Here is a 12,336-nt window from a genome sequence, read left to right as displayed (position 1 = left end):
CGCGCGTCAACTCCTCGGCTGGGTGTTCTCCAGGCGGGCGATGGCTTCCCCGGCGTGCACCAGGATCCGGTCGCCGACGCCGGCCGAGACCAGCGCCACGCTCACCTCTTCCCGGCCCGAACCGGTGTCCACGACGGCGAACCCGAGGTCCAGGAGTTCGACCACGGTCACTTCGACCGCGGTGTCGGAGCAGGTGATGCACACCCCGTCGTGGCAGACGGGGCCGACTTCTCTGTCGGCGTCACTGGCGCTCACGACGCCACCTCCGGGGTCAGCACGCCGGGGTGTTCGAAGAAGACGTGCACCAGCTCCCACAGCACGTGGTAGGTGGTCACGTGCACCTCCTTGACGATCCGCGGGTCGGCCGAGCGGGCGATGAAGACGTGGTCCAGCCCGGTAGTCGCGGCGATCGCGCCGCCGTTACCACCGGTCAGTGCGACGGTGAGCATCCCGAGGTCCCGGGCCGTTTCGAGAGCGCGGCGGACGTTGGCGCACTCGCCGTCGGCCGAGATGCCCAACGCGATGTCGGCCGGTTCGCCGATGATCCGCAGCTGGTGGGCGAAGACGTCTTCGAGGCCCACGCGGTTGGCGACGCCGGTGACCGTCGCGACGTCGGCGGTCAGCGAGATCGCCGGCAGCGCGCGCTTGCCGACGATCACCGGGTGGACGAACTCCACCGCCACGTGCTGGGCGTCGGTGCTGGGACCACCGTTGCCGAACACCACGAGCTTGCCGCCGCGGTGGAAGCGGCGGGCCATGTCGTGGCACGCCTCGGCGACTGTCCTGGCGTCGTCGGCCAGGGAGAGCACGGGCGCCTTCCGGCGCTCGAAGAGGGCGTCGACGGAGTCCGGGTGATTCGGTGACCACGACATCGCGGTACTTCCTCCGGGCTGCTCGGTGGTGGGAGCCCACAATCAGGCTAGAGCTGTGAGTTGGATCACACAATAGATCGAACGGTCAGAAGTGGTGCTCTCGGTCGCCCTGGACGTGCTCCGCCCGGGCGAGCCACTGTTCGGCCTCATGGCCGGACCCGCGCGACCGCAGCATCCGGGCCAGGCTGAGCATTCCCTGGACGTCGCCCGTCTCGGCGGCCCGGCGGAACCACCGCTCCGCTTCCGCGAGGTCGTCCCGGTGCTCGGCGAGGTGCCCGAGGTTGGTGAGCGCGGGGACGCTGCCGTGCTCGGCGGCCTTGCGGTACCAGGCGGCGGCCTCGCCCTCGTCCCCGCGGTTGCGGGCGAGCACGCCGAGGTTGGTCATCGCGGCCGGGTCGCCGCGCTCGGCGGCGTCGAGGTACCAGTTCTCGGCCTCTTCGAGGTCGCCGCGGCGGTGCAGCAGCAGCCCGAGCCGGACGATCGCCTCGACGTGCCCCCCGGTCGCGCCCTGCCGGTACCACGACTCGGCGTCGCCGGGCCGGCCGAGCCGTTCGGCCTGCCTGCCCAGCTGGCAGGTGGCGGCGAGGTCGCCGGCCTGCACGGCCGAGCGCCACCAGCGGGAGGCTTCGGCGGCCTGGCCGCGGTCGCGGAGCACCATGCCCAGGTCGATCATCGCGCTGGTGATCCCGGCGTCCGCGGCCTGCCGCAGCCACGTCTCGGCTTCTTCGGTCCGGCGCTGCTCGCGCAGCAGGTGCCCGAGCGCCGCGATCGAGGGCAGGTCGCCGGTGCGGGCCGCCTCGCCGTACCAGTGCTGGGCGTCTTCGCGCTTGCCGCGCCGCTCGTAGGACCGGGCGAGGTTCAGCATGCCGTGCGGCTCGCCGGCCAGGGCAGCCTCGTGGTACCAGCGCTCGGCCTCGTCCTGCGCGCCGCGTTCGGCGAGCAGGTGGGCGAGCGAGGTCATGGAGACGCGGTCGCCGCCCATGGCGGCCTTGCGGAACCACGTCTCGGCCTCGGCGAGGTCCCCGCGCTCGCGCATCGCCGACCCCATGCGGGCCATGGCGACGACGTTGCCGCCCTCGGCGGCTTTGCGCTGGAAGAACTCGTCGAACTTCTTGAGCCGGCCGGGCATCGGCTGCTCCCTCCGGATGGGTCCTGCTCCGGTAGTCGCAGATGATCGGCCCGGTGTGACACCTCAGCTGAGGGTGGGCGAGGTCACATTCGCGCCAGGTCGTCGTGTCGGCGCGGTTTTCCCAGGCCGGCAGGGGTGAGACTACGCCGCGCTCAGGTGAATTCGAGAGGAGAAATTCGTGGCGGCCCGCGGCTTTCGGCTCAGCGTGACCCAACGATCTCTGCTGGTAGTCGCGATCCTGGCGATCGCCCTCTTCGGGTACTGGGCCACGAGCAGAAGCTCCGGTGCGACCCCGCCGCCGTCGTCCTCCCCGGCACCGGTTCCGGTCAGCGCGGCCGACGCGCAGAAGCAGCTCGACGAACTCACCATCGCCGCGCGGACGTCCATGGACGGCTACTCGCGGGAGAAGTTCCCGCACTGGGACAGCCAAGGGTCAGGGTGTGACACCCGCGAAGTCGTGCTGAAGCGCGCCGGCACGGACGTGAAGACGGACAAGGACTGCAAAGCGACGTCCGGGACGTGGAAGAGCGTCTACGACGACGAGACCTGGACCAAGGCGACCGACCTCGACATCGACCACATGGTCCCGCTCGGGCAGGCCTGGGCCAGCGGCGCGAAGTCGTGGACGACCGAGAAGCGCGAGCAGTTCGCCAACGACCTCACCCGGCCGCAGCTGTTCGCCGTCACCGACAACCTCAACCAGCAGAAGAGCGACAAGGCGCCCGACCAGTGGAAACCGCCGCTCGTGGCGTTCTGGTGCACCTACGCGACCGACTGGATCGTGGTGAAGCACTACTACGGGCTGACCGTCACGCAAGGGGAGAAAATGGCCTTGACGGACATGCTGCGGCGCTGCTGAGCTGGCCGGCATGACGACGTTCGCGCTGATCCACGGGGGCGGCGGCAGCGGGTGGGACTTCCATCGGCTGGTGCCGGAGCTGGCCGCACGCGGCCACGACGCGATCGCGCCGGACCTGCCGATCACCGACTCGTCGGCCGGGCTGGCGTCGTTCACCGAAACCGTGCTCGCGGAGCTGGGCGACCGCACGGACGTCGCCGTCGTCGGCCATTCCTACGGCGGGTTCACGGCGCCGCTGGTCGCGGAGAAGGCGCGGGCGAGACTGCTGGTGTACCTGGCCGGGATGATCCCGGCGCCGGGGGAGCCACCGGGGCAGTGGTGGGGGAACACGGGCTTCTCGGGGCCCGAGGGGCTCAGCGACATCGAGACGTACTTCAACGGCGTCCCGCTCGAGCTGGCCGAGGAGGGCATGGCGCGCGGGCGCGACCAGGTGAGCAAGGAGTGGGACGAGCCGTGGCCGCTGCCGGCCCACCCGGACGTCCCGACCCGGGTCCTGCTCTGCCGTGACGACCGGTTCTTCGTACCGGACTTCCAGCGGAAGGTGGCCCGGGAGCGGCTGGGCATCGAGGCCGACGAGGTCGACGGCCCGCACTGCGCCCCGCTGAGCCACCCCGCCCAGATCGCCGACCGCCTGGTCGGCTACCTGTAACCCCAGCGCCCCAAGGCCACCTTGGGGCGCTGGGCCGTTCGGCGGACCCGGAAACTTAAAGGTCTAGACCTATTGACTGTGTGGTCCAGGCCACTTAACGTCAGTTCCGCGGCGAACCCGCACCTCCCCACCTGCGTCACCTCCACCCCGGTCCCCACCATGGAGGTCACTCCGTCATGCGTTTCGCCAGGGTCCTCGGGCTGGCGGCCCTCACCGCCGGCAGCCTCCTCGCCGCTCCCGCCGCACCCGCGTCGGCGGCTTCTTTGCCCGCCTGCCAGCACTTCTACCAAGGCACCATCCCGGACCGCCCGGTCACCGGCGGCCACGGTCCCGGCACGCTCGTCGGCGCCGTGGACGTGAGCAACCGCCTGCCCGCGCCCGGCTCGGTCGCCGGCGGCCTGGGCTCCGACGGCAAGGTCACCTTCACCTTCGCCCGCGTCGCCGGCGCGAAGGCGTACCGCGCGTTCCGCAACGGCCAGGCCCTCCAGTGGATCAGCGACTGGGGCCAGCCGACGCTCACGGTCACCGACGCGAGCCCCTGTCAGGACGCGAACTACCAGCTCTACGCGATGACGGCCGAGGACAACTCGCCGGGCTCGCTCGGCCAGATCTCGACCGCCTACCGCCTCGACGGCGGCAATCACCTCGCGGCCTACCGCATCCCGGCCGGCACCACGCTGACCTACCGCGTCACGTCCTACAACGACGTCGCCCAGACCGCGCTCGGCTACAGCGCTGGGCCGGGCTTCTGCGCCGTCGACGCGCGGAACATCCCGTGGGGCACCAGGTTCTCCGTGCCGGGCTACGGCGAGTGCTACGCCGCGGACATCGGCAGCTGGATCAAGGACGACATCGTCGACGTCTGGCTGCCCGGCTCGCAGGCCGACGCCTGGGGCATCCAGCGGCTCACCCTGACCGTGCGCTGAGGAGGGACCGTGAAAGCCAAGCTCGCCCTCGCCGCGACGATCCTCTCGGTGGCGACGGTCCTCGTCGTCTCGCCGGCGACGGCCGCCACCGCGCCGTCGGCGGCGTTCGCCAAGGATTCCGACTGGGGTTCCGGCTACCAGGCCAAGTACACGATCAGCGCGGGCACGTCCGCGCTGACGAGCTGGAAGCTGGAGTTCGACCTGCCGGCCGGCTCGACGCTCGGGTCGTACTGGGACGCGCTCGACACCCCGAGCGGCGCCCACCACTCGTTCGTCAACCGCGAGTACAACGGCACCGTCGCCGCGGGCGCGTCGACGAGCTTCGGGTTCCTGGTCAGCGGCAGCGGCCTGCCCGCCAACTGCAAGCTGAACGGCCGGCCGTGCGCCGGCGGCGGCACCCCGACGACCACGCCCACGACCCCGGCGACCACCACCCCGCCGAGCACGACCACGCCGAGCACGACCACGCCGCCGCCGACCGGGGGCAGCGCGCGCGTGTCGCCCTACCTCGACATCACGATGGCGACGCCGTCACTGGTCTCGGTGGCGAACGCGACGGGCCAGAAGAACTTCACGCTCGCCTTCGCCTTGGGCAGCAGCCTCGGCTGCGACCCGCAGTGGGGCGGCACGGTCCCGCTGCTGGACTCGCGGATCATCAACGACGTCAATGCGCTGCGAAATCTGGGCGGCGGCGTCACGGTGGCGTCCGGGGGAGCGCTCGGCCCGTACCTGGAGAACGTGTGCGGCTCGGTGGACGCGCTCTACAACGCGTACGTCAAGACGCTGGACGCGGTGGGCAGCAACAGCCTGGACGTCGACGTCGAGGCGTCGATCCCGACAGCCGTGGTCAACCAGGCCCTGCTGCGGCTGCAGCAGCAACGCGGCACGCACCTCAGCTACACGATGCGGATCCAGGGCCAGGACTACGGGATGGACCCGTTCTCGGTGTCGATCCTGCAGGACGCGGCGTCGCGCGGGCTGAACGTGGTGGTCAACCCGATGCTGATGGACTTCGGCTACAGCGGCTCATGGGGTGACGCCCTGGTCTCCGCGGCGAACGCGACGCTGGGTCAGCTGAAGACGATCTGGCCGGCGAAGTCCGACGCCGAGGTCAAGGGGCTCCTGGGCCTGACCCCGATGATCGGCCGCAACGACACGGGTTCGGTCACCGACCAGGCGGCGGCCCGGCAGCTGCTGTCGTACGCGCAGGCGAACCACGTGGCGAGCATCGGCTTCTGGTCGGCGGGCCGCGACAACGGCGGCTGTCCGGGCGGCGGCGCGGTGGCGACGTGCTCGGGGATTTCCCAGTCGCTGTACGAGTTCACGAACATCTTCAAGGCGTACACGGGGTGAGCCACCCGGCCGCCGAAAGGCCGTGACGGCCTCCTTGCCGACGTCCCCCTCCGCCCCGGCAAGGAGGCCTGCACGGCTCACCAGCGGTCGAGGTGCAGCACCTCTTCGAGGGGCTGGCGCGCCGCCGGCTTGAACGTGTCGCCCGTGTAGAACGCCGTCGGGATCAGCGCCGCCTGGTGGACGTTCTTCGGCAGCTCCAGGACCTCGGCCGCCTCCTGCTCGTACTTCAGGTGCAGCGTCGTCCACGCCGTTCCCAGCGTCACCGAGCGGGCCGCCAGCATGTAGCTCCACACCGCCGGCAGCAGCGACGCCCACATCCCCGCCTGGTTGCCCGCCGGCAGCTCCGCCGACGCCGTCTCCAGGCAGGGCACCACCAGCACCGGGACGTCGCCCATCCGGTCGGCCAGGTACGCGACGCTGTCGCCGACCCGCTTCTGCACCGGAGCCCGCGACGGGTCGTCCGCGAACTGCTTGCCCGCCGCGTTCGGCGACTCCAGGTACTCGTGGCACGCCCGGCTGTAGATCTGCCCGAGTGCCGCCCGCTGGCCGGCGTCGGTGACCACCAGCCACTGCCAGCGCTGGGTGTTCGAGCCGCTCGGCGCCTGCAGGGCCACCTGTATGCAGTGTTTCACCAGGTCGAGCGGCACGGGCCGGTCGAGGTCGAGGCGCTTGCGGACGGTCCTGGTGGTCGTCAGGAGCTCTTCGGGCGTCATCATCGGCCCATCATGCCGGGCCTACCAGCGATCGTGCACCAGCGGCCGGATCAGCTCGTCGTACGTCTCGCGAACGCCCGCCAGTGCTTCGTCGGACAACGGCGGCAGACCGGCCGCCGCCGTGTTCGCCGTCGCCTGCGCGGCGTTGCGCGCGCCCGGGATCACCGTGCTCACGCCCGGCTGGTCGAGGATCCACCGGAGCGCGAACTGCGCCAGCGTCTGCCCGGCCGGAACGAGCCCGCGCAGCCGCTCGACGGCCTCCAGGCCGACCTCGTACGGCACGCCCGAGAACGTCTCGCCGACGTCGAAGGCCTCGCCGTGGCGGTTGAAGTTCCGGTGGTCGTCGGCCGCGAACGTCGTGCTCGCCGTGTAGCGCCCCGACAGCAGGCCCGACGCCAGCGGCACCCGCGCGATGATCCCCGCGCCCGCCTCGGCCGCCGCCGGCAGGACGCGCTCCAGCGGCTTGAGCCGCAGGCAGTTCAGGATGATCTGCACGGAAGCGACGTTCGGCCGTGCCAGCGCCGTCAGCGCCTCTTCGCACGTCTCGACGCTCACGCCGTACGCCTTGATGCGGCCTTCGGAAACCATCTCGTCCAGTGCGTCGTACACCGCGTCGGACGAGTACACCGGCGTCGGCGGGCAGTGCAGCTGGACCAGGTCGAGCGTGTCGACGCCGAGGTTGCGGCGCGACCGGTCGTTCCACTCGCGGAAGTTCGCGGCGACGTAGTTCTCCGGCACCTGCTCGACGCGGCGGCCCATCTTGGTCGCCACGAACACGTCGCGCTCGGCGCGGAAGCGGCCGACCAGCCGCTCGCTCCGCCCGTCGCCGTAGACGTCGGCGGTGTCGAAGAAGGTGACGCCGGCGTCGGCCGCCGCGTGCAGCACCGCCAGGGCGTCGTTCTCGTCGACCTCACCCCAGTCGGCGCCGAGCTGCCAGCAGCCGAGCCCGACGACGGACACGTCACGGCCCAGCCGGGTGATCTTGCGGTTCTCCATGCCGCGATCCAAGCACACGGCCCCGCCTATGATCGGCCGTCATGGCCATGACTTCGGGTCCGGACGGACTCGGGACCCGGATGCGGCACGTCCTCGAGGTCCTCGAGAGCGACGTGGCGAAGTTCCTCGCCGACATCGGCCTCGCCGAATACCGCCCGCGGTACTCGGGGGTGGTGCGGGCGCTGCTCGCGCGTGGTCCGCTGGCCATCCGCGACCTCGCCTCGGAGATGGGTGTGACGCACTCGGCGGCCAGCCAGACCGTCGCGCAGATGAACCGCGCCGGGCTCGTCAGCCTCGAACCGGGTGCCGACGCCCGGCAGCGGATCGTGTCGCTCACCGCGAAGACGCGTGAGCTGCTCCCGCTGATCGAAGCGGAGTGGACGGCGACGACCGAGGCGTCCGAGGCGCTGGAAGCGGAGCTGCCTTACCCGCTGCGCGGGGTGCTGGAAGCGATCGTCGAAGCGCTGGACCGCAAGCCCTTCCGGCAGCGGATCGGGGAGACGGCCGCCGCGCGCGAACTGCTGGAGCCCTGATCAGGCGCCGGGGATGCGGAAGACGGCCCAGACGAACTTGCCGCCGGGGCAGACCTCGAAGCCCCAGTCCTCGGCCAGCGCCTGGACCAGCACGAGCCCGCGGCTGCGTGCCTGGGCCGGCGACGGCGCCCGCAGCTCGGGCAGCATGCTGCCGCTGTCGTGCACCCGCAGCGTCAGCTGGCCTTCGAAGTAGGCCAGTTCGAGCCGCTGCGGGCCCTCGCCGTGCTCGAAGGCGTTCGTGACCAGCTCGGACGTGGCAAGCAGGACGTCGTCCAGCTGCGGCTCGTCCAGGCCGAAGCCGAGCAGCATCGAGCGGACCTCGTGCCGGGCCCGGGCCGGAGCGGTGACGTCGTCGGGGAGGAGCACCGTCAGCGGCGCGACCGGCACCGCGGTGCGCTGCGGGATGTTCGTCGCCATCGGTCCCCCTCCCAGTGAGTTCCGGTACCGTCCGCGAAGTACCCAAGCGCGTGAGCGGCTAATCAGGTGCCGTCGGCGAGCTCGGATTCGTCCAGGCCCGAACGCAGCTTCTTCAAGGTCGCGGCCAGCAACCGCGACACCTGCATCTGGGAGACCCCGACGCGGCGAGCGATGTCCGACTGGCTCATCCCGGACCCGAACCGCAGCGCGACGATCTTGCGCTCCCGCTCCGGCAGGCTGTCCAGCATCGGGCGCAGCGCCTCGCGCAGCTCGGCCTGGCCCAGCTCGGCGTCCGGCGCCCCGAACCGCGTGTGCGCCGCGTTCTCCAGCAGGTGGTCCAGCGACGCGCCGTAGCGGCCTTGACCAGCGCGAAGACCCTCGTAGACGTCCTCGATCGGGACGCCGAGCCGGGCGGCGATCTCACTGGGCTTGGGCGCGCGCGAGAGCTGCACGGTGAGCTCCTCGCGCGCGGCGGAGATGTTCGCGTTCAGCTCCTTGAGCCGCCGCGGCACCCGCACCGACCAGCTGTTGTCCCGGAAGTGGTGCCGCAGCTCCCCGGAGATGGTGGGGACGGCGAAGGCCAGGAAGTCCGTCCCTTGCTCGGGGTCGAACCGGTCGACGGCGTGGATGAGCCCGACCGTGGCGATCTGGACCAGGTCCTCCATCGCCTCGTCGCGGTTGCGGAACTTCCGGGCCAGGTTGCGCGCGAGCTCCAGGTGGCTGCGCACCAGGGTGTCCCGGACGCGCTCGCGTTCCGGGGAGCCCGCCGGCAGCGCGGCGAGTTGGGTGAACAGCGCGCCGACGTCGAGGTCGTTCCCGCTGCTCCCGGCGGGATCGCTCACGAGTCCGCCGCCTGGCTCTCCCGGACGAGGTCGACCCGGGACAGGTAACGGCCGTCCTCGGGGGTCACGGTGCGCTGGGCCGACGTCGCCAGCGCGGTCAGCAGCTGCCACGACAGGCCGGAGTCGTCCTCGTGGTCGGGGGTGTCCGAAAGCACCGACACCGAGACCTCGATGCGCGGCCCGCTCCACGAGAAGACGCAGGTGAGCCGACCGTCCGAGCTGGCGGGGAGCAGCAGCGAGCACGCTTCGTCCACCGCCATCCGGAGGTCCTCGACCGCGTCGAGGTCGAAGTCCTGGCGCATGGCGATGTCCGCCACGATGGTGCGCAACGTCGGCACGACGTGCGGGATCGCGGCCGTCCGCACCTCGATGACCTGCGCGCCTTCCGGGACGAGCGGGGCGTTGTCCTCCACGTTTGTTCCTTTCTCCGGCTCGCGCTCCAGGTGTTCGGCGATGTCCTCTTCACGCCCGGTCGCGAGATGCCCGTGGGGTGAGCAAACCAAACCCGCGTTTGATCCGCTCCACCGGCGGGCATGTAGCGATCGACATGCTGATCCTGGGAAAGGCAGGGACGACATGGCTGACGTCAGCCGGCTGCCCAACGTGGTTGCTGAAGAGTGGGAATGGCAGCTTCGCGGCTCGTGCCGCGGCGCGGACAGCAGCCTGTTCTTCCACACGGACAACGAGCGGGGTTCGGCGCGGGAGCGCCGCGAGTCGCGGGCCAAGGCCATCTGCCAGACCTGCCCGGTCCTGGCCCAGTGCCGCACGCACGCGATGACGGTACAAGAGCCCTACGGCATCTGGGGCGGCCTCGGTGAGATCGAACGGCGGCAGCTGTTCCTGCGGCAACGCAGGGCGGCCCGGAAGGTGATGAGTGCGCACTGACCAGGCAGGATTCGATCGCACGTGAGTACCCCGCGCGAAAGGGCGGCGGCCGTGGCGGGCTCGGCCGCTTCCTGGGTTAGGGTTGGCCCCGGAGTTGCCTTGACCGTGCCACCACGAGCTTCGGGGAAGGCACGGTGACACGGTTGCCGCTTGAGACAACAGGCGCGTACCCGGCGCAGGAGCAGCGCCTGACGAGGAGAAACTGCATGCCCGCAGCCGACCAGAACGCCACCCCGCCCGGGTTCGGCATCACGCTGGACACCGACGCGACGGAGCCCCGGGTGGTGGTCACCGGCGAGCTCGACCTGCTCACCAGCCCGCAGCTGCAGGAGGCCCTGGCGGGGCTGATCGCGGACAAGCGCGCGCAGCGGGTCGTGGCCGATCTGACCGGGGTGACCTTCTTCGATTCCTCCGCGCTGAACGTGGTGCTCCGCGCACAACGCCAGGCCGGCGAGCAGGACGTCGAACTCGAGGTCGTCCCGAGCCCCGCGGTGAGCCGGGTGATCGAACTCACCGGCGTGGCCGAACACCTGAGCGTGTCGGAAGACCCCCAAGCCTGACCGCCCGCTACGGTCCGGCGGACTGATTTCGGTTCGCGGATCTGGGGGCGGCACGATGATGGGGCGGACGCATGCCCTGACCGGCTGGTGCGCGGGCTTGGCCCTGGCGCCCGCGGTCGGGGCGGGGTCGGTGCACCAAGCGGTGGTTTTCGCCGCCACGACAGCGGGGTTCGCCCTGTTGCCCGACCTCGATCACCCCGGAGCGAGTGCGTCCCGTCTGCTCGGTTGGCTGACGGGTGCTTTGTCGTGGCTGCTGCGCCGGGTGTCGGCGGCGTTCTACGCGCTGACGAAGGGCCCGCGCGACGAGAAGGTGACGGGCAAGCACCGTCACCTGTCCCACACTGTGTTGTTCGCGGCGGGTCTCGGCGCGCTGACGTCGTGGGGCACCGAGACCGGCGGTCCGTGGGCGGTCGTCGGCGTGGTGGTCTTCGGGCTGATGCTGGCGGAAGGCGCACTGGGCGACTGGTTGCTGCCGGTGAGCGGGGCCGCGGTGGCCTGGTGGTTCTTCACGGCGCCGCCCGACCGGGCGGGAGAGCTGGCTGCCATCACGGGCTGGCTGGGCGTCGCCGTGGCGGCCGGCTGCCTGGCCCACTGCCTCGGTGACGCGCTCACCGAGGCCGGATGTCCTTTCCTGTTCCCGATTCCGATCGCCGGCGAGACCTGGTACGAGATCCGGCCGCCTCGGGTGCTGCGGTTCAAGACGGGCAAGAAGGTCGAGAAGCGGCTGATCTTCCCGGTGTTCGCGGTGCTCGCGGTCCTGCTGGTGCCGGGGGTGTGGGACCACTCGGTGAGCATGTTCGAGCGGCTGTTCATCCCGCCGGCGAGCCAGCAGGCGACAACGCCTTGACCCGCTCGGCCGCCGCGGCGGTGTCGGTGTAGTCGCGGGTGTGCGCGATCCGGCCGTCCACGACGGTCATGACCATGACGTAGGAAACCGTGAAAGCCGTGCCGCGCAGCTCCTGGTGCAGGTCGAACTCCGCGACGAGCACCGCCGGGTCCGCCGTCTCGTGGACCACGACGTTGCCGGCTCCCACGACCCGCCGCACCGCACCGGCCGCGTGGAAGCGGCGGCGGAGTTCTTCGCGGCCCTTCGTCACGCGGGGCACGCCGGGGAGGGTGAAGGGCATTTCGAGGGTCACGTCCTCGGCGTAGAGGTCGGCCAGGTCGTCCCAGCGGTTCTCGACGGACGCGGCCAGGAAGCGGTCGAAGACTTCGCGCGTGCGCAGCGAAGCGACGGAGAGGTTCGGGTAGTCGCGGTACGCCGTGATCTCTCCGCCCGCCACCGTCACCACCCCGACCGACGACGGGCGGCCGGCCACCGCGAGCTCCAGCACGAACCCTGTCTCCGTCACCTCCGCCGCGACCTGGGCTTCCCGCAGGCCCAGGTCGCGGGCCCGCGCGCCGGCCGCGGCGAGGCGCGCCAGGATCGCGTCGCGGCCTTCGACGCGGTGGCCGAGGAACGGCAGCTCGTACACCGCGTCGGCGGCGAAGAGGTCCGCGAACGGCGTGGTGTCCAATGTGGACATCCCTTGGCTGACCAGCGAGGCGATTTCGGGCACGGTGCGAGGCATCGGAATTCTCCTGGAAGACTGGACGTTGAAT

The 12,336-nt window shown here is 71.1% G+C and carries 17 protein-coding genes; 8 read left to right on the top strand and 9 right to left on the bottom strand.

Going from position 1 to position 12,336, the window contains the following annotated elements:
* Positions 1-6 precede the first annotated feature (6 nt).
* From QRX60_RS09830 to QRX60_RS09820, 3 genes are all read right to left on the bottom strand, one after another.
* Positions 7-255: a HypC/HybG/HupF family hydrogenase formation chaperone gene (locus tag QRX60_RS09830; protein ID WP_286000455.1), complete on the bottom strand. Its 249-nt coding sequence runs from the start codon at positions 253-255 to the stop codon at positions 7-9.
* Complete coding sequence (locus tag QRX60_RS09825; RefSeq protein ID WP_286000454.1) at positions 252-872, bottom strand: D-sedoheptulose-7-phosphate isomerase; 621 nt, start codon at positions 870-872, stop codon at positions 252-254. The genes QRX60_RS09830 and QRX60_RS09825 overlap by 4 nt, the downstream gene beginning before the upstream one ends.
* Positions 873-957: 85 nt before the next feature.
* Positions 958-2,001, bottom strand: coding sequence for a tetratricopeptide repeat protein (locus QRX60_RS09820; protein WP_286000453.1), 1,044 nt, complete (start codon positions 1,999-2,001; stop codon positions 958-960).
* Between the two features lie 178 nt (positions 2,002-2,179).
* Here QRX60_RS09820 and QRX60_RS09815 point away from each other — a divergent pair, with 178 nt between their 5' ends.
* From QRX60_RS09815 to QRX60_RS09800, 4 genes are all read left to right on the top strand, one after another.
* Positions 2,180-2,860 carry an HNH endonuclease family protein gene (locus QRX60_RS09815; RefSeq protein ID WP_286000452.1) on the top strand — a complete coding sequence of 227 codons (681 nt, stop codon included), beginning with the start codon at positions 2,180-2,182 and terminating at the stop codon, positions 2,858-2,860.
* 10 nt (positions 2,861-2,870) lie between these two features.
* Complete coding sequence (locus QRX60_RS09810; protein ID WP_286000451.1) at positions 2,871-3,509, top strand: alpha/beta fold hydrolase; 639 nt, start codon at positions 2,871-2,873, stop codon at positions 3,507-3,509.
* Positions 3,510-3,685: 176 nt separating this feature from the next.
* The gene (locus QRX60_RS09805) at positions 3,686-4,435 is read left to right on the top strand and encodes a 3D domain-containing protein (protein WP_286000450.1); all 750 of its coding nucleotides are present in this window, start codon (positions 3,686-3,688) and stop codon (positions 4,433-4,435) included.
* Between the two features lie 9 nt (positions 4,436-4,444).
* Entirely contained in the window at positions 4,445-5,788 is a 1,344-nt protein-coding gene (locus QRX60_RS09800) for a cellulose binding domain-containing protein (protein ID WP_286000449.1), read from the top strand.
* Positions 5,789-5,865: 77 nt separating this feature from the next.
* On the opposite strand, the gene QRX60_RS09795 is transcribed toward QRX60_RS09800, so the two are convergent.
* Positions 5,866-6,504 carry a nitroreductase family protein gene (locus QRX60_RS09795; RefSeq protein ID WP_286000448.1) on the bottom strand — a complete coding sequence of 213 codons (639 nt, stop codon included), beginning with the start codon at positions 6,502-6,504 and terminating at the stop codon, positions 5,866-5,868.
* A gap of 18 nt (positions 6,505-6,522) precedes the next feature.
* Entirely contained in the window at positions 6,523-7,497 is a 975-nt protein-coding gene (locus QRX60_RS09790; protein WP_286000447.1) for an aldo/keto reductase, read from the bottom strand.
* Positions 7,498-7,538: 41 nt separating this feature from the next.
* Here QRX60_RS09790 and QRX60_RS09785 point away from each other — a divergent pair, with 41 nt between their 5' ends.
* The gene (locus tag QRX60_RS09785; RefSeq protein WP_286000446.1) at positions 7,539-8,030 is read left to right on the top strand and encodes a MarR family winged helix-turn-helix transcriptional regulator; all 492 of its coding nucleotides are present in this window, start codon (positions 7,539-7,541) and stop codon (positions 8,028-8,030) included.
* Here QRX60_RS09785 and QRX60_RS09780 read toward each other — a convergent pair whose 3' ends face one another.
* From QRX60_RS09780 to QRX60_RS09770, 3 genes are all read right to left on the bottom strand, one after another.
* A complete protein-coding gene (locus tag QRX60_RS09780; RefSeq protein WP_286000445.1) occupies positions 8,031-8,447 on the bottom strand; it encodes an ATP-binding protein in 417 nt (138 codons plus the stop codon).
* Between the two features lie 62 nt (positions 8,448-8,509).
* Positions 8,510-9,289 (bottom strand): SigB/SigF/SigG family RNA polymerase sigma factor, encoded by a 780-nt coding sequence (locus QRX60_RS09775; protein ID WP_286000444.1) that lies wholly within the window; start codon positions 9,287-9,289, stop codon positions 8,510-8,512.
* Positions 9,286-9,702, bottom strand: a complete 417-nt coding sequence (locus QRX60_RS09770; RefSeq protein WP_155548577.1) for an ATP-binding protein — start codon at positions 9,700-9,702, stop codon at positions 9,286-9,288. The genes QRX60_RS09775 and QRX60_RS09770 overlap by 4 nt, the downstream gene beginning before the upstream one ends.
* Positions 9,703-9,865: 163 nt before the next feature.
* On the opposite strand from QRX60_RS09770, the gene QRX60_RS09765 reads away from it, so the two are divergent.
* The 3 genes from QRX60_RS09765 to QRX60_RS09755 all read left to right on the top strand — a co-directional run bounded on the left by QRX60_RS09765 (position 9,866) and on the right by QRX60_RS09755 (position 11,581).
* Positions 9,866-10,174, top strand: coding sequence for a WhiB family transcriptional regulator (locus tag QRX60_RS09765; protein WP_284744532.1), 309 nt, complete (start codon positions 9,866-9,868; stop codon positions 10,172-10,174).
* Positions 10,175-10,380: 206 nt separating this feature from the next.
* Entirely contained in the window at positions 10,381-10,734 is a 354-nt protein-coding gene (locus tag QRX60_RS09760) for an STAS domain-containing protein (RefSeq protein WP_086862300.1), read from the top strand.
* A 58-nt stretch (positions 10,735-10,792) separates the two neighbouring features.
* Positions 10,793-11,581, top strand: a complete 789-nt coding sequence (locus QRX60_RS09755; protein WP_286003544.1) for a metal-dependent hydrolase — start codon at positions 10,793-10,795, stop codon at positions 11,579-11,581.
* Here the strand turns inward: QRX60_RS09755 and QRX60_RS09750 are convergent.
* On the bottom strand, positions 11,544-12,305 hold the full coding sequence (locus QRX60_RS09750; RefSeq protein WP_286000443.1) for a nuclear transport factor 2 family protein: 762 nt from the start codon (positions 12,303-12,305) through the stop codon (positions 11,544-11,546). The two genes, QRX60_RS09755 and QRX60_RS09750, sit on opposite strands and share 38 nt — an antisense overlap.
* Positions 12,306-12,336: the final 31 nt, after the last annotated feature.

This window comes from Amycolatopsis mongoliensis (genome assembly GCF_030285665.1).
GTDB classification, from domain to species: domain Bacteria; phylum Actinomycetota; class Actinomycetes; order Mycobacteriales; family Pseudonocardiaceae; genus Amycolatopsis; species Amycolatopsis mongoliensis.
Note: the sequence above shows the minus strand (reverse complement) of the source record. Positions and strands in the feature narration are given on the sequence as shown.

Bases quoted from the DNA above. Each gene is read 5' to 3' on its own strand.
- QRX60_RS09780 (WP_286000445.1), bottom strand. From the start codon at position 8,447: ATGGCGACGAACATCCCGCAGCGCACCGCGGTGCCGGTCGCGCCGCTG.
- QRX60_RS09755 (WP_286003544.1), top strand. From the start codon at position 10,793: ATGGGGCGGACGCATGCCCTGACCGGCTGGTGCGCGGGCTTGGCCCTG.
- QRX60_RS09805 (WP_286000450.1), top strand. From the start codon at position 3,686: ATGCGTTTCGCCAGGGTCCTCGGGCTGGCGGCCCTCACCGCCGGCAGC.
- QRX60_RS09750 (WP_286000443.1), bottom strand. From the start codon at position 12,305: ATGCCTCGCACCGTGCCCGAAATCGCCTCGCTGGTCAGCCAAGGGATG.
- QRX60_RS09790 (WP_286000447.1), bottom strand. From the start codon at position 7,497: ATGGAGAACCGCAAGATCACCCGGCTGGGCCGTGACGTGTCCGTCGTC.
- QRX60_RS09795 (WP_286000448.1), bottom strand. From the start codon at position 6,504: ATGATGACGCCCGAAGAGCTCCTGACGACCACCAGGACCGTCCGCAAG.
- QRX60_RS09810 (WP_286000451.1), top strand. From the start codon at position 2,871: ATGACGACGTTCGCGCTGATCCACGGGGGCGGCGGCAGCGGGTGGGAC.
- QRX60_RS09760 (WP_086862300.1), top strand. From the start codon at position 10,381: ATGCCCGCAGCCGACCAGAACGCCACCCCGCCCGGGTTCGGCATCACG.
- QRX60_RS09765 (WP_284744532.1), top strand. From the start codon at position 9,866: ATGGCTGACGTCAGCCGGCTGCCCAACGTGGTTGCTGAAGAGTGGGAA.
- QRX60_RS09785 (WP_286000446.1), top strand. From the start codon at position 7,539: ATGGCCATGACTTCGGGTCCGGACGGACTCGGGACCCGGATGCGGCAC.
- QRX60_RS09820 (WP_286000453.1), bottom strand. From the start codon at position 2,001: ATGCCCGGCCGGCTCAAGAAGTTCGACGAGTTCTTCCAGCGCAAAGCC.
- QRX60_RS09825 (WP_286000454.1), bottom strand. From the start codon at position 872: ATGTCGTGGTCACCGAATCACCCGGACTCCGTCGACGCCCTCTTCGAG.